We start from the raw sequence: 17,556 nt of genomic DNA, 5'->3' as shown, positions 1-17,556 counted from the left end.
TCCCTCACCTGCAATCCTAAACCAACTACAATTCGAACGTTGCTTTTTCCAATTTATCTTATTCGGAATTTTTTACGCTAGGAGAACCCTAAAAAACTCGAATTCCTTACTATGCTAAGGATCCGAGTTTTTTAAAGAAGGTTCTTAACAGTTATAAAAATTGACTAGTATCTTTCCAAGTGGAATTTTTCCCCTTAACCTGTTTTAACGTCGCTACTATAAGAAAGCTAACAATCACTAATAAGAGCCATGAACTCACCTTTCCCAGGTGAACGAGACTCCATGCATCGGTTTGGTTTGGATATTTCCAAGCTCCAAAAAACGTTGCAATATTTTCGGCTATCCATATAAAAAATCCGATGAGCACAAAAGAAAGTGCGAGTGGCATACGGTAACGAGTTCCACCAACCTCGTATGTGACCCATGATCGCCAAAAGACGATCATGACAAGTCCAGATAACCAAAAGCGGACGTCAATCCAATAATGGTGGATGAAAAAATTTAAATAAATTGCAGCGGCAAGAGGTACAACGGCCCAAAACGGCGGCCACTTAACCAGTTCAACCTTAAGCCTCCTCCATGCCTGGCAAAGATAACTGGCTACACTTGCGTACATGAATCCGCTATACAAAGGCACTCCAAAAACTTTGGAATATCCTTCTTCTGGATAAGACCAAGAGCCCATATGTACTTTGAAAAGTTCAAGAGCAAGTCCAATAAGGTGGAACAATGTAATAACCTTTAGTTCATCCCGTGTTTCAAGGCCAGAACGCACCATCCGCCACTGCATCAGAAGGCAGATGATGAGCAGCCAGTCATACCGTGGCAGGAAGGGAAGAGGCATGATTTGTGTAATGGCCAAAGAGGCAAAAATAACGACAGGAAATAAACATGATAGGGCCTGCTCCCAACCAAAACGAACGAGTTGTTTTAGTGGTCTCATGATTTGTGCCTCCAAAGGTTTGTTCTGAATATATGTAAGACCTGCTCAGTATAGTAGCTAAATAGATGTAGGGGTATATGCATAGGATCACCGCCGAATAACTTTCTTTTCCTTTTAATGTTAAATATTCTTGCTGTATTAATTCTGGGTGTCTTCATCACTTCGGTAATCCAAAATATCTCCGGGTTGACAGTCTAAAGCCTTACAAATTGCCTCTAAAGTTGATAATCGAATGGCTTTTGCCTTTCCATTTTTCAATATAGAAAGATTAGCCATTGTTATTCCAACCTTCTCCGAAAGTTCTGTTACGCTCATTTTCCTTTTAGCCAGCATCACATCAATATTGATAATAATTGCCATATTAATCACCTCAGACCGTTAAGTCATTTTCTGATTTTATATCAATCGCTTCTTTTAACAGTTTTTGAAGAACAGCAGCAAAGACTGCAATCACCATTGAAGCAAAAATAACGACCAATCCGATTAATATGATACCTGGGGCGTCGTCCTTCTCCGCCATGAGATAAAAGAGTGGCATGCCCACCACAACCAAGATACTGATTGTGATTGCACAGTATTTTATATTTTTTAAAGCTCTTACAGATAATTCCGAGAAAGCTTTGTTCTTGTCAATATAGCTTAAAAGTTTAAAAGCTTGATACAGAGCAAAGTAAAAAGGAATCGCCGATGCATACAAATTGATTAAAACGAGATATTTTATATAGACAATATCCGGATACAATTCTGCTGCAAAATTCGCTATCTCAGGCACCAAAAATATGCACAAAGCAAGAACTGGAATTCCAATAAGAAACACAGCTATCTTTAAAAAGAGTGTTGTTCCTCGTTTCATAAAAAGCACCTCACTTATTTGTTGTCAATTTGAATTTAGCACATTATTTATCGTTTCACAATAAATAAATATTGAAATAAATCATTTTGTTATTATTGTTATAGAATTATCCTTTTAATTTTAGACAAGATAAAAAGCATTCCCAGGGAAATGCTCCATAACTTTAAGTTATTCAATTTAAAAATTGTGCAACTACTAAGGATAAAAAGATTAGATAGGAGAAAGATGTTTAGAATTAGCGGATGAATTTGAAAGTAAAGGAATAGATAAATGCTTTTACTATAATAAAACCAATTTACATAAATTAGATATTTATGAAATCATTAGGTAAATAAAAGGAAATCCTAGATTCAAATTCAGCAATACTAAAAATATGTCAGTGAACTGTATCATTGTTGGATAATCATGAGAAAACGCCTATAAATAGAAGCAACATTTAAAATCATAAAGACAGAGTTTGTAACGTATTTCGATAGTTTAGAAGAGTTGTTGCATAGAGAGTTTGCAGAACATGTGCATTGGTTCAACTCCTAGGTATTCACGGGACCTTAGAGAGATTATTTATGTTCAGGTGGAATGCAAAATTACACACCTTTAGTTACGTTGACAGTCCGCACGTAATGAATTGTATAATAGAATAGAGAAATATTTTACAATAAAGGGAGGAATGTTGGCAATGAAGGGTTTTATCAGAGGCGTTGTTCTAACTGCTGTTTTAGGTGTTGGTGGTACTTTATTTGCAGGTGATGTATCTGCACACGGGTATATAAAAGAACCTGCTAGCAGAGCGTACATGGGATCATTAGAAAAACAAATAATTGGATGGACGGCAGCTGCACAAAAATATGGTTCCGTAATTGATAGTCCTCAATCGGTAGAAGGACCAAAAGGGTTTCCATCTGCGGGTCCACCAGATGGAAAAATTGCATCAGCAAATGGAGGCTCGGGTCAAATTGACTTTGGGTTAGACAGGCAGACTGCAGATTATTGGGTAAAACAAAACATACATGGGGGCCTAAACACCTTTACTTGGCACTATACTGCTCCTCATGCAACATCAAAGTGGCACTATTATATAACCAAGAAAGGTTGGAATCCAAATAAACCTTTAACAAGAGATGAGTTTGAATTAATTGGAACTGTAGATCACGATGGTTCAAAGGCTGATACTAATCTTTCTCATAAGATTTATGTACCAACTGATCGCACTGGTTATCATGTTATTCTAGGTGTGTGGGATGTTGCGGATACTTCTAATGCCTTTTATAACGTAATTGATGTAAACATAAAATGATTATATTGTAATATTTGGTGATTAAAGGGGGGGAGAGACATGAAAAAGCTGGATCGAATTATTGTATTAAGTGAAATTGAAAATGATAGTGAAGGAAGAATTATAGTGGAATGCAGAATATAATTCACATTCTCTCAGCTTATATAGGAAAACTTGTCACACATACTAAGCTTGAATAAATAAACAGAGAAAGACGTCCTTTTGAGGGCGCCTTTTTTATGCTGCTTTTAAGAATTCGAATGTACTAGCTATGGAAAGTTCATCCTTTGTGGGGGAGAGGAGGGAGGATGGAGAACTTAGCTGCTGTCTTAACATTGTTTTGCTCGAGCACAGAGTCCCAACTCTAAAAAATTAAAGCAAAGCTAAATATATATTAATATACGGATCAGTTAAAACAGAAAATGAGTTAATCTGTCAATTGTATATGCCTCCACTGACGAAACCATAGCTGTCTGCCATTTTAGACAGTTGTTGATTGAATCCATCAGTGAAGGTATTTATTTCCTCCTGTTTTGGTCATCTGTGTTCCAGGCCATTTTACCTTATTGTAAATGCAAAACATACGTTGCTGCACAACTGATAGGCTTTTCAAAGGTAATAGCTGCATATCGCCTCTGCCGGCATCTGTAAATTGTCGCTGTCTCCGCTTTAACTCTGGTAACCACTCCTTTATCATTTACGACAGCACAGATTTATTTAACTCACCCATATTTCCTCTTTAATGCCGGTAGTCTTGGCCGGAATATATAAATGTTTTTCTTGATGATTATCGCCAACAGACAAAGTAAGCGATCATTCACTTAGGCTGATTGATGTTAACGGAATATCAGGCCTGAATGAGGCAGAGAACCATTTAAGCCAGAGTCATGATATAAACCATTTTGTACATAATCAAAGCCAGGTTGATTATGTCCCGGTACTTGGGCGCTGCCATTATTAAAAATCACTTTGGCGTTTTTGATATCAGTACCAGCGGGTAACGTCAGAGTGTAAATTCCATCTGAATTCTTAGCCATTGCTTTTCCCGGCCAAAATCCGGTTAATTCTATTGCCTGGCCACCATTCTCCTTATATACATATGCATTAACTTGACTCCAATTATTTGGGTTTTGATAACCAATTATGTTCGCCGAAGATGGGTCAGTTTTTACAAATGTGTATTCTTTTGTCCTGGTTACTCCTTCACTGTTCGTTCCTGTTAAAGTGATCTTGTATGTTTTGTTGAATGGATCTCCTGTTCCGATCGTTAATTGATCTCCATCCTTAAACCCTGTCTCATGACTATTATTTATTTGATAAGCAGCATTTGTAGTTTTAGCATTTGCACGCAAAGTTACCGTCAGTTGATCATTATAGAAAGAATGAGTTACACCTGTTTTATAGTTCTCGAGGAATACATTAGATGCATTTGCAGTATCGTCATGATAAAGAACAACCACAGATCTGCCGCTGATCATACCTGTCAGTTTGCCATCCGCTACTTCAAACGAACCATCCCCGGCTTTATTATCATAGATGCCATCAGGTAAATCCGTTGAAGTATGTATGGAAACTGATGATGAAGATGCATTTGCCAAAACTACGCCATCAAAGCCGCGCTGATTCATGAATATCTGATTGTTTCCATCCGGGTTAGAGAGTTTCTCAGGCTGTCCAGTCATTACATTATGAAATGTATTGACCGCTACGATGGCTTTATCTTTAAATAAAGCACTGCCGCGATCACCTATTTGACTTTTTCCAGGGAATCTTACTCCATTTCCGCCGCTCTCAGGTCTGGAGAAAAAAAGAGGTGTACTCCCTGAACGAGAAGCAATAACCGCCCAGCCTAAACGAATATCATCATCACTCATCCAAGTTGATTCTTCATCATCATTGGCATACGTATCATGTGATTCCACCCATGTGACCAAATCGTCCGCAGACACATCAGATTTATAATTGGAGATATTCGATGCGCTAAAATTGCGATTCTTTAAAGCGGACCTTATGGAATGCCCATAGTTTGATGCTGTGACATTCATATAATTCGCATATGCAGCATCTCTGGAGGCACTGTCTTGTAATATTTCTCCATATTGGAATTCTGCAGATGTATCTGTGATATTCGGCCAAAAATGACTGCCAAAATCACTATCATCCGGAAGCTCTATATGTTTGGCCGCATCAAACCTAAATCCGTCGGCACCGTTATCCAATACTCTTTTCAGGAAATTTTTTAGATATGACTGTACTTGTGTATTCTGCGTATTCCAATCATAAAGCCCCAGTAATGAATTCTGCGTGACATCCCTTCGATCGGACCAATTTTTAATTTGTGTGTTTCCATGCGTCCAATTTGAAATGCTTTTAATTTCATTTGAAATCGCAGCATAGTCACTGGTTGTGTGATTGATGACGGCATCAACAATAACCTTCACACCATATTCTTCAGCCGCCGCACACATTTCTTTGAACTCTTCCTCGGAACCCAAGTACCTGTTGCCAATCTGGTAAGAGGTCGGCTGGTAAAGCCAGTACCAGTTCCCCATGCTTTTATCTCCATTATTTCCTTCCTTTACTTGATTAATAGGAGACGTCTGAATGGCAGTATATCCTGCATCATGGATATCCTTCATATTATTTTTTAAGGTGTTGAACGACCAATTCCAAGCATGAAGAATGGTCCCGCTCTTTATTGATGGCGCTGTATGCTCATTTGATTGGTTCGCGGTTTCTGCATTTACAGCCGCCGGCCCAGCCAGAATCAAATGGAACAGCAATAATAATCCAGCGAATAACGGCAGTAAAGAGGTATTTAATCGTTTTTTAAACATTCTGGACACTCCTTATTTCATTTTTCATTTCTGAAGACTTACTGCGGAGTCAGAAATCCCTCTTACTCAATCCTTCCACTTCCTCCTTTCAAACGAATGTGAAGACTGGAGAATTTTGTTAATCACTTACATATCAAGTTATCATATTATATCTATCAAAACAATTTGATAGAGTGTTTTAAACCATGTTCCTTTTATCTTCATTTCTGTTTTTTGGGGATTCATAAGTTCAAGGCTTTGTCACTGTCATTTACTTCTGAAGTTGTTGGATCAGTGATTAGTCCTGAAAAAGACAGATGATTCAAAACAGTACCTACAATTCCGAAGCCGCTTTTAATGATGCAACCATTTGATCTAAATCCATATGGACAACTTTCAAACACGGAACAATATCGGTGATTCTAAAACAAATAAAAAAAACCGCTCATTATTGAGCGACTTTACTTGCTTTACGTACTGCTATTTCCATGATCCTTTGCCAAACTTCAATATTCGATAAAGCTTCTTTAACTTTTTGATCACCTTGTTCAAATCCTTTTCCATTTTCTAATCGAACTTCAGATTTACTGGGGAGAAAATATCCATTTCTACTACTAGGTTGTATTTAAGTATTGTCTTATTCATCAAATGCACCTCACCATATTATCGACAAATATGGAAAGGGCTTTAATGGGATTGAGTTAAAAGTGTTTAGGTATGTAAAATAAATTAATAGTCCTGATTGCTATTAATATCAATCGTTCTATAAGAGAAATTGACTCAATTGTTTCGTTTTTCTGTAAATTAAAAAATAAACATGTTAGAGGAGGTGTGCTAAAAAAATTTAAATAATTATCCTAAAATATGATTAAAGTAATCTTGTTAGAAAGTTTGGTGTTGGACAGAATTGTAAGCTAGGGCTGCAATCAAATAGCACCTAGAATCAATTGCTAAACGGGGGAATTTAAATGAACAGCAAGAAAAATTTTTTTGATATTGTGACATTATTTTCGGTGTGTTAAGTCTTTATTTAGTATTAAAAACTGATTATGGCGCTGGAGTCCTAGTGTTTGTTGCAATTTTATACCTCGTCATTGCTTATAAAGTTAAGCAAGTATTTAGTAATTCTTAATTCTTAAGGTGTAACACAAGGAGGATTTATAAGTGAAAAAAAGTGTTTTTACTTGTGTTATGGCTGCATCATTGACTGTTGGCTCACTTTTACCTGCGAGTTATGCTTCTGCAAAGGAGGAAACTAATCAATCACCTTCTTACGAGCAACTAGCAAAAGATTACAAAGTTAAAAGTGAAAAGATATCGTCAAATGGGAAATTAGTTGACGTCGAGCACACCTGCAAACGTAGACTTGCCTAATAGCTAGTGATTTTTGTGTTTTATACGTAAGCAAAATCCCTCAGTTGAGGAATCTTGATTCTGCATAAAAGAGGGATTTAAGATGTACAACCTCACATTTGCAAAAAAATTGAAAGAAAAACTCTACACGTACATTACTGGAGTTGATACCTTAAAAATCTCGCCATCTCTTATATAAAAACGAGGGATGCGGCGGCTTAATGTAGACACCACTTCATAGTTAATCGTATTAAGCATTTCAGCAACTTCATCAACGGAAATCTCTGCTCCCTTTTGCTGACCGTAAATCACGACCTCCTCTCCCTGTTTACCTTCACTCTCTCCTAAGCTAACCATGATCATATCCATTGTCACTCTTCCCGCCACTGGCACTCGTTTTCCGCGATGAAGTACAAACCCGCGATTGGAAAGTGCACGAGAATAACCATCAGCATACCCGACTGGGAGTGTAGCGATTACTTCATCGGGTTCTGCGATGTATGTAGCACCATAACTAATGGTTCGGGGTTCTGTCCGCATGGTTTTCACATAAGCTATGCGCGCCTTTAAACTTAATGCAGGTGTAAGCTTAACGAGGTTTAGTTGTTTGATATAGTCTGAAGGATATAAACCATATAAGCCGATACCTAAACGAATCATATCAGCACTATATTCAGGAAAAGCGATAGCAGCAGCCGTGTTGCTCATATGCACGGTGGGCAATTCAATGCCTTGATTTTTTAAAAAGCTGAGAAAACTGATAAATTTATCGTGCTGTAGCTTAGTTAGTGTGGTGTTTGGTTCATCGGCTGTTGAAAAATGTGTAAAGATACCTGCCCATCTTAGGAATTTACTTGCTGTTAATGCTTTCACTACTGCTAAAAGTTCTTCTTTTGTGCGTACACCTAATCGGCCCATACCAGTATCCACATTAATATGAATACCCAATCGGTTAGCACTCACTTCATTTTCCAAAATCTCGTTAGCTTCTTTCATCCAATCAACCTGAAATGCTGATAACTCTATATTCCAAGCTGCTGATTTTTTAACACAACTAAGGGATGTAAAACCAAGCACAAGGATAGGTGCTGTAATCCCCGCTTTTCGTAAAACGATTCCTTCCTCCACGCTGGCAACAGCGAGCTCACTCGCCCCGTGTTCCAGTGCATGGCGCGCCACTTCTACAGAGCCATGACCATAAGCGTTCGCTTTTACGACAGCCATAATTTTGCTCTTCTTTGGTATATGATGGCGTATTGCTCGCAAATTTTTTTTTATGGCATCAAGATTTACTTCGATCCAAACTTCTCGGCAAAGTTTTGTCATCAACGCTTCCTTCCTTCTTATAGAATAGTATAAAGCGCATTTAGCCGTTAAATAAATTCTGTAACATTAATGGCTGGATACTTTCAATCTAATTTATTCAACCTTAACTGAAATCATTCAACAACAAACTCTTGATCTAACGAAAAGATGCTAACCGACGGTGAAGTTGACAGTACTTACGTTTTTAATTCATTTTTGTATATTTGCTGATGAGTTCAATTTTGATTTTCTTTACTTCGAGCAAATAAGTAATGTGATACATGAGGCTTTAAAGAGGTGAGGATTGATACGGCGGCTGAGGATATCAGTTAGTACATCTGAACAAAAATCGTCTGCCCATGATTCTGACATTTGTTTTGGTTGTCCGCCATGTTGAGAGTGAAGAGGTACTCATGATCATAACCGCGTTTTTCATGCCAAAGCTTCAGATCTTCAAGAACCTCCGTATTGATCATATATCCTAAAGGCTTTCCTTCGCCTTTTCCTTTCCCGTATACATGCTGCCAGATGAGCCATTCTATAGATATCAGATGATGAGATGGAACAAAGCTTTAACAAATCGTTCACTATGGATTGGCGGCCAGAAGATATTTTTACAGAAAAATTACATTTATCTCACAAAAAACAGGTTACTAGTATTGTAAAATAAGCGGTATAAATCATCAGAGGAGGAGTTAACATTGAAACAGCCAAAAGCATACCTTATGACTGCTGCTGCCGGTTTATTACTCACGTCATTATCATTCTCGGCACCTTTGGCGGCGAAACAGGTTCCTTCCCATAACAACCATTTTACAGTCAAGGCAAGCGCAGAGACGAAGCCTGTTGCTTCCGGTGATGACGCGGCAGATGATCCGGCCATTTGGGTTAATGAGAAGCGTCCGGAGAAAAGCAAGCTGATCACGACAAATAAGAAAGCAGGCTTAGTTGTCTATGATTTAGATGGCAAAGAAATCAATTCCTATCAATTTGGCAAACTAAATAATGTGGATTTACGCTATGATTTTCCATTGAACGGTAAAAAAGCAGACATAGCAGCCGCCTCCAATCGAACAGACGGAAAAAATTCAATCGAAATTTATTCATTTGACGGCGAAAAGGGTGAATTGGAAAGTATTACCGACCCGAAACATCCCATTTCTACTGGCATCGCCGAGGTATATGGCTTTAGTTTGTATCACAGTCAAAAAACAGGGAAATTTTACGCATTGGTAACGGGAAAGCAGGGAGAATTTGAACAATATGAAATCGCTGATAATGGAAAGGGGTATGTGACAGGCAAAAAAGTGCGCCAATTCAAATTGAATTCGCAAACTGAAGGGGTCGCGGCTGATGATGAATACGGCCATATATACATAGCGGAGGAAGACGCTGCCATTTGGAAATTTAGCGCAGAGCCAAACGGCGGGACTCAGGGCAGCATAATTGATCGGACCGATGGAAAGCACTTAACGTCTGATATTGAGGGTCTGACCATTTATTATGCTCCGGACGGAAAAGGATATATTATGGCGTCAAGTCAGGGAAACAATAGCTATGCGATCTATGAGCGTCAGGGCAGCAATAAATATATCGCGAATTTTGAAATTACGGATGGAGAAAAGATTGACGGTACAAGTGATACGGATGGGATTGATGTTATCGGCTTCGGTTTGGGCGCTAAATATCCAAACGGAATTTTTATCGCTCAGGACGGAAAAAATATTGAAAACGGACAGGCGGTGAATCAAAATTTCAAAATTGTACCGTGGGAAAGGATTGCTAAACCGATTGGTGCTGCACTGGATGTGAAAAAACAGGCTGATCCAAGAAGGCTGAAGGACAGGTCCGGAACATAAGGCAGCAAAAAGCAGTGACAAGCCAAGCTGTTTTTCTATAAAACGCATAAATGAAAAAATCGTTCATTGAATAATGAACGATTTTTTAACAATTTAAATGAATGTGTGAGAGTTTAGCCGGAAGCTCATCAAACGTATTGGCTGGAATTGTCTCTTTATAATTCAGTGCCGCGGCTTTTTTTCGTTCTTCAGGGTGCTCCAGATAATATGCTGCCTTACGCTTAAAATCGTTTATTCCGTGATAAGAAACAAAGGATGAAAAGGGACTTGCCGCAGGAAGATCTACGAGCTGAAACGCTTCACAAGCTGCAATGTCAAAGCTTCGGTTATTTAAGCTGATATTTTGAATGGACTTCTGGTTTTTATTGAACGCAAAATGGTACGGCCTGTGCGGATTAATGACAATGTCCGCGCTGTTATAATAATGAACCGCCTTTTCAGGGCTGATCCATTGGTCGATAATATCCACATTTGACTGTTTGATTGTTTTTTTATGAAGATATTTTCGCCACTCCTTGCCGATCAACCGTATGGTGACCGGAAGATTCGCTGTCTCCTTGATAAGCTGAACCCGGTTAGGATAAGGATAGCCGATAAGCAGCAGGTTAGAATGGCAGGAAGTTTCCGTATTGAGTTTTTTGAAAAGCCGCTGGTTTGTGGGAATGGGCATATAATAAACGTGGGGGCAGCCTAATTCCCGGTAAACATCGGCTGAATTTTGGTCAATGGTCAATATCACATCTGCATGCGGTATGACTTGCAGGCTGATATCTGTATAAAAAGGGTCTTCTGTAAGCCAGACATACACGGGAATACCCTCAATCTTTAACCAGGTCAGCCATTCAGAAGGGACTCTATCTCCGACCATAATGACAGCAAAATCCGGCTGGAATGATTTGATGCTGCGGGCTGATTGCGCATCAAGATCAAGTGAAGAAAGGAGCCTCATGGGAGAATGTAGAAAACCTTCTTCAATCCAGCGGTCAAAATAGCTGTATATCCCCTTATATCCCGAATGGATATACAATACGTTCATAAAAGGGATTACGTAGTGAACGTAACGCTTTCTACTTTATCTACATCAAGCAATGTAGTGGCTGAACCAGTCGGAGTGACGGAAGCTTCTTGCGTGACATATACAATGCCGTGGATTTGGTCAAATGCAACAAATTGAACAGGTCCGATCATGTCTCCTGAATCCATCACAATGCTGATTACAGTTCCCGGTGTAATTCTAGCAAAAATCCATCTGGCCGGTAAGGACGTATCCAAGGCTGATACATCGCTTGCGGCTTCTGCTTCAGCAGCCGCATCTACTTTATTGTCTACCGCTGCTTCTAATAATTCTTTAATTTTGTTTTCCACGTTATCTCCTCCACTTTCAGTTGTCGTTCCATTATTAAAAAAGGGGATCAATAAACTTTTAATGAGATCCTTTTTCAACTGCAGAAAATCATTGCTCATTTACACATACACCTCCTTTTATCTTTTTAGAACTCACGATTATTCATATTCCGCTGCCTGTGAATTGGCATGAGACGAACGCCGTTATCAAGCGTATTTTTCATATTTAATCAAATCGCTGATTTTTAAAAGAGGCGGTTATAGCCTATGCGTATGTTCGCTTTTTCCATATGCTGATAAAGATTACAAGCATGAAGGAGAGGGATTTTTTGGATTCGGAAGCAATTGTGAACGGTGAGGAATTTGAAAAGGAATTATATGTTGTCCTGCTATTACTGATTTTGTTATTACGTCAGACAGATCCGCCTGAACCGGTTTCAGATCTTCGGAAGCAGCTTGTTCTAGCGAAAGAACTTGGAATCCCGGTTTCAAGAGTGAATCTTATCAATGGAGACACTCTGCAAAACGTTATTGTGAAAGAAGTGCTGAGCGATTTGGCAGTGTTTCAAAATCCGCTGAATAACACCAGATCAAACGTGGCACTCTCAAGTATTGTAAGCTGGGGTGCATTTTAACATTGAGATCAAGGCTCCGTTTTTACGGAGCCGTTTTTGATAGGAGGATGGGAGATGGGGGAGAAAGTTTCAATCATTTTAACAAGTTATAACAAACCCTCTTATTTACAAAAAGCAATTGAAAGTGTGGTCAATCAAACTCACGCTGATTGGGAGCTTTTTATAATGGATGATCATTCAAATGAAGAAACCTCTGCTGTCATTCAAACGTACTTACATGATACGCGCATTCAGTATTATAACAGTTTTATTCAGCACTCCGAGCGGATGAAAACAGCCAGATATGCCACATTAATTAACCATGCGCTTTCTTTTATTACAGGGGATTATGTATCCTATCTGACCGATGATACGATCTATCATCATGAAAGGCTCAGCCGGATGCTGCAGGTGTTCCGGAATGACCCGGCAGCGCAAGCGGTTTATTCAATGCAAAAGGTCGTTCATATAAACGAGCGTGGAGAGGAAGCTCTTCATTTTTACAGGCAGGCGCCGGGAGTGCTGAATAATGCCGCGTTTCAAGTGGACCATTGCTCTGTGATGCACAGGAGAGAATTGCTTGAAAAAGTCAAACTTCAATATGGGAGCTATTGGGACGATCATGTCATGCATTGGAATCACGGAGATTCAATTTTTTGGAGCAGATTGAACACATTTGTTCCTTTTATGCCGATAAATGAAGTATTGGACACAACCTATAAAACACCTGATTCTTTTCAAAATGCGAACCAGTGTCTTCCTGATGTTTTAATTGACGGGTCTTTTGTGAAGGGAACTGACCAAAAGGTGTACGTGCTTGATCAAGATACCCGGCATCCCGTCGGGGAAAGATGGCACTCCGTTTATTCGGGGAGGACTGTCATAATTCCCGACCCGTATTTATTTCAATACCAAATAGGAAAAAGCGTTCACATTCCGAATTATATGCTCGTCAAAGCGCCGGATCAGCCGGATGTATTTTATATAGAAGGAGGAAGAAAAAGACGTATAGAGAACCAGTATGCATTTCACTTCTACCAATTTAAAAGAAAAGATATTTTGGCTGTTCACCAAGACGAGCTGGAGTCTGTGCCTGACGGTCAACCGATCAGCCAAGGGAGATCAGGTCTGATGATTAATCCTCCTGGACGCAGGCTGTTTCTGATCGGCCGCGAACTGTTCTTATTTTTAAACGGCAAGTTCCATCCAATAGATACTAGAGTCGCAAAACGATTCTTCTTACATCAGAAGCCAATCGCCATTTCTTTCTGTGAAATCAAACAATTTCCAATTGGAAAGCCGTTTCGTCCGTTGTACGATGAGATTATAAAGAAATTAAGTATCAAAATTGACTAAATCAGACAGCCGTATGTTGAGGATGAAGGAGACATTCATGACAGAACATTATTCGAAAACAGAAAAACAATATTTATCATTAACTTCTGTATTCAAACCATTTGAGCAATACAGTGTTTATAGTGACCCTGATCTTCCGCAAATTTTTTCGCATAATTTTGTACAGCTGCGTGCTTCGTTTCCGTTAAATAGCTTGCTTTCATTTCTGCCTTCAGTATCCGGATTGTTAAATACCAATTATATTCATCTGAAGGCTTCGCCGCAGCATACCTTTCCGCTTGTTTTGAAGCAATCACTTGTAAAAAACGGATTTGTGGTTGAAGATGAATTATTCTACAGCATTCAGCTTGATCTTTGGGGCAAACGGGCAGGGCATCCGCTGACAGGCTGGGGGACGAAAAAAAGCCTTGCGGACGGCTCTTCTATTATGAAAATTTATGACTCTCTCTATATAAGCGAAGCAATTGCAGAAAAAAAATTACAGCGGAAATATCCTTTTTATCAATCAGGGAAGATTTTGCTCGTTGTTTGTTACAGCGATTCAACACAAAAAATACCGATTGGCTGCGGAGAGCTGTTTATCAATCCAAAAGAAAAAACGGCAAAAATTGAAGAGGTCGCCATTTTGGATCAGTTTCAAAGAAAAGGGTACGGGACCATTTTGATTGGGGAGATGCTTTCCGCTGCAAAAGCCTTTGGTATGCATTCTGCCTATCTTGTTACATCAAGTCTTGACGGGGCCGGCCATTTTTATGAAAAACTCCGGTTTGAAAAATATCAGCGGATGCACACTGTATTTCATTATTTTCTTACATAACTGGGCAAATGCACAAACCATTTGGGACTTGGCCCGCATAGAATGCCGTATATCGTGATAAGAAAGGATTGATACTTGATGCACAGTTACGGCTGTTATGATTATGGTTACAGTTATGGCGGGTTCGGCTGCGGGAAAAATACGTTTGTATTGATTGTCGTATTATTTATTTTATTAATCATCGTTGGTGCCGCGTTTATTTGCTAGGAGCATACATCGTGACAAAGGGTCTTCCTACAAGGGAAGGCCCTTTTTTGTATTGGCGAAAAAAGTTTTACGCGGTAAGAATGCCTTCATTCTTACACTCATACAATGGAGTAAAAGGGGGCTCGAGGTGAGGGGGAGAAGTTATGAAGAGCTATCTGATTAAGCCTGAGCTTGAGGCAGATTATCCGGTTGTCAGCCGTGCAGCAGGTTCATACCTATATGATCAATCCGGAAAAAAATACCTCGATGGCTCATCCGGCGCGGTGACATGCAATATCGGCCACGGCGTAAAGGATATCACTGATTTGCTGAAGGAACAGCTTGATACCGTTTCATTTGTTTACCGATCACAATTCACAAGTGAGCCTGCTGAAGACTTGGCGAGGTTATTGGCGAACCAGCTTCCGGGTCATTTGAATTGGTCTTTTTTTGTAAACAGCGGGTCTGAAGCGATCGAAACAGCAATGAAAATCGCCATTCAGTATTGGCAGGAAAAACAGCAATGGCAAAAATCCATCTTTTTGTCGAGATGGAGCAGTTACCACGGAATAACTTTGGGAGCGCTTTCATTATCGGGGTTTTATGAAAGAAGATACCGGTTTACTCAAATGATTGAGCGTTACCCGGCGATATCGGCACCTAATCTGTATCGCTCCAGCCCGGATATGAAGGAAGAGAATTTCGTCCAGGCTGCCGCTCAAGAACTGGACACAGCCATTAAACGAATTGGCAGCCGGTTTATTGCCGGGTTTGTGGCGGAGCCCATTATCGGTGCCGCGGGAGCCGCCATCACACCTCCCGCAGGGTATTATGAAGCGCTTCAAAGCGTGTGCCTGAAAAATGGTTTGCTGTTTATAGCGGACGAGGTGATGACGGGGCTTGGCAGAACAGGCAAAATGCTAGCCGCAGAGCATTGGAATACCGTTCCTGATATTGCGGTTTTGGGAAAGGGGATGAGTGCCGGTTACGCACCAATTGCAGCGGCTGTTGTTTCTGATCCGATTATGGATACCATTAAAAAAGGCTCCGGCGTGATTATGAGCGGGCATACGTATAGCGCCAATCCCTATTCAGCCAGAGCGGCGCTTGAAGTTTTAAAGTATGTGGAAAAACATGATCTCTTAAAAAAATCAGAGGAAAAAGGCGAAGTACTGAAGAAAAAGCTGACAGATCTCATGAACCAAAGTGACATGATCGGCGATGTCCGAGGAAAAGGGTTGCTATTGGGGGTTGAATTTGTCGCAAACAAAAAGACAAAACAGACATTCCCGCCTGAGCTGTCAGTGGGGCAGCACATCATCAGCGCGGCAAAAAAACGCGGGCTGATTATATATCCCGCCAAGCCAGGAATCGACAGCGGTGAAGGAGACGCCGTGATCATCGCTCCGCCATTTACGATTTCTTCCGCTGAGATGGCAGAGCTTACGGATCTCTTTTCAGACGCCGTCTCAGAAGTAGAAAAAAAACTTAAAAGGGATTGGAAAACAAATGGCTTCATTAGATAAAAAGATGGATATTGAAACGGCACTTGCAGACGTACAGGATGAATCCGTGCTGATGTTCGGCGGATTTGGCGGCGTCGGGTCACCGCCGTCACTTATTGAAGGAATACTAGAAAAAGGTGTGAAGGATTTAACGGTTATTTGTAATGACGCCGGATTTCCGCAAATAGGAATCGGCCCGCTCATTGTAAACAAAAGAGTAAAAACCTTGATTGCGTCACATATCGGATCAAATCCGATAGCGGGACAGCAGATGACTGACGGAACATTAGAGGTGAAGTTTTCTCCGCAAGGCACGCTGGCAGAACGGATTCGAGCGGGAGGCTCCGGCCTTGGCGGCATTTTGACTGACATCGGAATAGATAATCAAATGATTTGTGCGCAAAAAGAAACCGTGTCTCTCAAAGGAAAGCCGTATTTAATCGAAGAAGCGTTAACGGCTGATTTTGCTTTTATCTGCGCGCATACCGCAGACGAATTCGGCAATTTGACCTATGACAAAACAGCCCGCAATATGAATCCGCTTATGGCGATGGCTGCCGAGAGAACATTTGCCGAAGCGGACCGCATTGTCCCGGCAGGAGAGCTTGCAGAAGAGATGATAATCACACCGGGGATTTTCGTGGAGGGCGTCGTGAAAAGCGGAGGGGTGAATTGGAGATGGGCTTGGGAATAAAGGAGAGAGAGCTGATAGCAAGGCGTGCTGCTTGTGAAATCACATCAGGGATGACGGTGAATCTGGGCATCGGCATTCCGTCATTAGTGCCGAATTTTTTGCCGTCTGAAACGAAGGTGATGCTTCAGGCCGAAAATGGAGTCCTCGGCATTGGCGGAAGCCCGGAGAAGGGGCAGGAAGACAAAAACCTTTGCAACGCCGCAGGCTACCCTGTCAGCGCTGTAAAAGGAGCGTCTTATTTCGATACTTGTCTGTCCTTTGCCATGATCAGAAAAGGCGCTATAGATATTACCATTTTAGGGTCTCTGCAAGTGAGCCGGCATGGTGATCTGGCTAATTGGCTCGTTCCGGGGAAAAAAGTACCCGGCATGGGAGGTGCCATGGAGCTTGCGCAAAAAGCGAAAAAAGTAGTGGTCGTCATGAGCCATACAGATCATCAAGGGAAACCGAAATTAGTGGAAAAGTGCACATTGCCGCTGACTGCTGCGGGCTGTGTCGATCTCATTATTACCGATAAGGCGGTAATTGCTGTAGAACAACGTCAATTTGTATTAAAAGAGCTTATGAATGGCGCGACAGCAGAAGAAGTCATTGAGCTGACCGCTGCCGAACTCAAGATAGACGTACCTTTTTCTTAA

17 protein-coding genes and 3 pseudogenes are annotated in these 17,556 nt (G+C 40.5%); 11 read left to right on the top strand and 9 right to left on the bottom strand.

Annotated elements, in window-relative coordinates; translation table 11 throughout:
- Positions 1–151: 151 nt before the first annotated feature.
- The 3 genes from AAHT65_RS18105 to AAHT65_RS18095 all read right to left on the bottom strand — a co-directional run bounded on the left by AAHT65_RS18105 (position 152) and on the right by AAHT65_RS18095 (position 1,796).
- On the bottom strand, positions 152–943 hold the full coding sequence (locus AAHT65_RS18105; protein ID WP_088117415.1) for a DUF817 domain-containing protein: 792 nt from the start codon (positions 941–943) through the stop codon (positions 152–154).
- A 138-nt stretch (positions 944–1,081) separates the two neighbouring features.
- The gene (locus AAHT65_RS18100) at positions 1,082–1,303 is read right to left on the bottom strand and encodes a helix-turn-helix transcriptional regulator (protein WP_328190537.1); all 222 of its coding nucleotides are present in this window, start codon (positions 1,301–1,303) and stop codon (positions 1,082–1,084) included.
- Positions 1,304–1,313: 10 nt separating this feature from the next.
- Positions 1,314–1,796 (bottom strand): DUF2975 domain-containing protein, encoded by a 483-nt coding sequence (locus AAHT65_RS18095; protein ID WP_343310632.1) that lies wholly within the window; start codon positions 1,794–1,796, stop codon positions 1,314–1,316.
- 676 nt (positions 1,797–2,472) lie between these two features.
- Between AAHT65_RS18095 and AAHT65_RS18090 the strand changes: the two genes are divergently transcribed.
- Positions 2,473–3,090: a lytic polysaccharide monooxygenase auxiliary activity family 9 protein gene (locus AAHT65_RS18090; RefSeq protein WP_003325728.1), complete on the top strand. Its 618-nt coding sequence runs from the start codon at positions 2,473–2,475 to the stop codon at positions 3,088–3,090.
- 815 nt (positions 3,091–3,905) lie between these two features.
- Here AAHT65_RS18090 and amyE read toward each other — a convergent pair.
- Complete coding sequence (gene amyE / locus AAHT65_RS18085; protein WP_343310631.1) at positions 3,906–5,906, bottom strand: alpha-amylase; 2,001 nt, start codon at positions 5,904–5,906, stop codon at positions 3,906–3,908.
- A gap of 221 nt (positions 5,907–6,127) precedes the next feature.
- Positions 6,128–6,289, bottom strand: a complete 162-nt coding sequence (locus AAHT65_RS21720) for a phage holin (RefSeq protein ID WP_425524833.1) — start codon at positions 6,287–6,289, stop codon at positions 6,128–6,130.
- Between the two features lie 564 nt (positions 6,290–6,853).
- On the opposite strand from AAHT65_RS21720, the pseudogene AAHT65_RS18080 reads away from it, so the two are divergent.
- Positions 6,854–7,017: pseudogene (locus AAHT65_RS18080) on the top strand (hypothetical protein).
- A gap of 59 nt (positions 7,018–7,076) precedes the next feature.
- Positions 7,077–7,235 (top strand): annotated as a pseudogene (locus tag AAHT65_RS18075) (hypothetical protein); the annotation flags it as partial.
- Between the two features lie 147 nt (positions 7,236–7,382).
- Here the strand turns inward: AAHT65_RS18075 and alr are convergent.
- The gene (alr, locus tag AAHT65_RS18070; RefSeq protein ID WP_343311558.1) at positions 7,383–8,564 is read right to left on the bottom strand and encodes an alanine racemase; all 1,182 of its coding nucleotides are present in this window, start codon (positions 8,562–8,564) and stop codon (positions 7,383–7,385) included.
- A 199-nt stretch (positions 8,565–8,763) separates the two neighbouring features.
- Positions 8,764–9,061 (bottom strand): annotated as a pseudogene (locus tag AAHT65_RS18065) (tyrosine-type recombinase/integrase); the annotation flags it as partial.
- A gap of 183 nt (positions 9,062–9,244) precedes the next feature.
- Here AAHT65_RS18065 and AAHT65_RS18060 point away from each other — a divergent pair.
- Positions 9,245–10,402 (top strand): phytase, encoded by a 1,158-nt coding sequence (locus AAHT65_RS18060; protein ID WP_343310630.1) that lies wholly within the window; start codon positions 9,245–9,247, stop codon positions 10,400–10,402.
- An 85-nt stretch (positions 10,403–10,487) separates the two neighbouring features.
- Here the strand turns inward: AAHT65_RS18060 and AAHT65_RS18055 are convergent, their stop codons facing one another.
- Entirely contained in the window at positions 10,488–11,438 is a 951-nt protein-coding gene (locus AAHT65_RS18055; protein WP_343310629.1) for a CgeB family protein, read from the bottom strand.
- Between the two features lie 8 nt (positions 11,439–11,446).
- Positions 11,447–11,866 (bottom strand): hypothetical protein, encoded by a 420-nt coding sequence (locus AAHT65_RS18050; protein ID WP_010788967.1) that lies wholly within the window; start codon positions 11,864–11,866, stop codon positions 11,447–11,449.
- Positions 11,867–12,075: 209 nt separating this feature from the next.
- Here AAHT65_RS18050 and cgeC point away from each other — a divergent pair, with 209 nt between their 5' ends.
- The 7 genes from cgeC to AAHT65_RS18015 all read left to right on the top strand — a co-directional run bounded on the left by cgeC (position 12,076) and on the right by AAHT65_RS18015 (position 17,556).
- On the top strand, positions 12,076–12,381 hold the full coding sequence (cgeC, locus tag AAHT65_RS18045; protein WP_148666381.1) for a spore maturation protein CgeC: 306 nt from the start codon (positions 12,076–12,078) through the stop codon (positions 12,379–12,381).
- 54 nt (positions 12,382–12,435) lie between these two features.
- The gene (locus AAHT65_RS18040) at positions 12,436–13,716 is read left to right on the top strand and encodes a glycosyltransferase family 2 protein (RefSeq protein ID WP_343310628.1); all 1,281 of its coding nucleotides are present in this window, start codon (positions 12,436–12,438) and stop codon (positions 13,714–13,716) included.
- A gap of 37 nt (positions 13,717–13,753) precedes the next feature.
- Positions 13,754–14,533, top strand: coding sequence for a GNAT family N-acetyltransferase (locus AAHT65_RS18035; RefSeq protein WP_343310627.1), 780 nt, complete (start codon positions 13,754–13,756; stop codon positions 14,531–14,533).
- 78 nt (positions 14,534–14,611) lie between these two features.
- Entirely contained in the window at positions 14,612–14,740 is a 129-nt protein-coding gene (locus AAHT65_RS18030; RefSeq protein WP_003325741.1) for a YjcZ family sporulation protein, read from the top strand.
- A gap of 143 nt (positions 14,741–14,883) precedes the next feature.
- Positions 14,884–16,245 carry an aspartate aminotransferase family protein gene (locus tag AAHT65_RS18025; RefSeq protein ID WP_151290525.1) on the top strand — a complete coding sequence of 454 codons (1,362 nt, stop codon included), beginning with the start codon at positions 14,884–14,886 and terminating at the stop codon, positions 16,243–16,245.
- A complete protein-coding gene (locus tag AAHT65_RS18020; protein ID WP_106360667.1) occupies positions 16,229–16,918 on the top strand; it encodes a CoA transferase subunit A in 690 nt (229 codons plus the stop codon). The genes AAHT65_RS18025 and AAHT65_RS18020 overlap by 17 nt, the downstream gene beginning before the upstream one ends.
- Positions 16,903–17,556 (top strand): 3-oxoacid CoA-transferase subunit B, encoded by a 654-nt coding sequence (locus AAHT65_RS18015; protein ID WP_094232208.1) that lies wholly within the window; start codon positions 16,903–16,905, stop codon positions 17,554–17,556. The genes AAHT65_RS18020 and AAHT65_RS18015 overlap by 16 nt, the downstream gene beginning before the upstream one ends.

This window comes from Bacillus atrophaeus (genome assembly GCF_039519175.1).
Lineage (GTDB): Bacteria > Bacillota > Bacilli > Bacillales > Bacillaceae > Bacillus > Bacillus atrophaeus.
The sequence above is the reverse complement of the archived record's forward strand: the minus strand, read 5'-3'. Positions and strand labels throughout refer to the sequence as shown.

Bases quoted from the DNA above. Each gene is read 5' to 3' on its own strand.
- AAHT65_RS18025 (WP_151290525.1), top strand. From the start codon at position 14,884: ATGAAGAGCTATCTGATTAAGCCTGAGCTTGAGGCAGATTATCCGGTT.
- AAHT65_RS18050 (WP_010788967.1), bottom strand. From the start codon at position 11,866: ATGAGCAATGATTTTCTGCAGTTGAAAAAGGATCTCATTAAAAGTTTA.
- AAHT65_RS18035 (WP_343310627.1), top strand. From the start codon at position 13,754: ATGACAGAACATTATTCGAAAACAGAAAAACAATATTTATCATTAACT.
- AAHT65_RS18105 (WP_088117415.1), bottom strand. From the start codon at position 943: ATGAGACCACTAAAACAACTCGTTCGTTTTGGTTGGGAGCAGGCCCTA.
- AAHT65_RS18015 (WP_094232208.1), top strand. From the start codon at position 16,903: ATGGGCTTGGGAATAAAGGAGAGAGAGCTGATAGCAAGGCGTGCTGCT.
- amyE (WP_343310631.1), bottom strand. From the start codon at position 5,906: ATGTTTAAAAAACGATTAAATACCTCTTTACTGCCGTTATTCGCTGGA.
- AAHT65_RS18095 (WP_343310632.1), bottom strand. From the start codon at position 1,796: ATGAAACGAGGAACAACACTCTTTTTAAAGATAGCTGTGTTTCTTATT.
- AAHT65_RS18100 (WP_328190537.1), bottom strand. From the start codon at position 1,303: ATGGCAATTATTATCAATATTGATGTGATGCTGGCTAAAAGGAAAATG.
- AAHT65_RS18030 (WP_003325741.1), top strand. From the start codon at position 14,612: ATGCACAGTTACGGCTGTTATGATTATGGTTACAGTTATGGCGGGTTC.
- AAHT65_RS18040 (WP_343310628.1), top strand. From the start codon at position 12,436: ATGGGGGAGAAAGTTTCAATCATTTTAACAAGTTATAACAAACCCTCT.
- alr (WP_343311558.1), bottom strand. From the start codon at position 8,564: ATGACAAAACTTTGCCGAGAAGTTTGGATCGAAGTAAATCTTGATGCC.
- AAHT65_RS18020 (WP_106360667.1), top strand. From the start codon at position 16,229: ATGGCTTCATTAGATAAAAAGATGGATATTGAAACGGCACTTGCAGAC.
- AAHT65_RS18055 (WP_343310629.1), bottom strand. From the start codon at position 11,438: ATGAACGTATTGTATATCCATTCGGGATATAAGGGGATATACAGCTAT.
- AAHT65_RS18090 (WP_003325728.1), top strand. From the start codon at position 2,473: ATGAAGGGTTTTATCAGAGGCGTTGTTCTAACTGCTGTTTTAGGTGTT.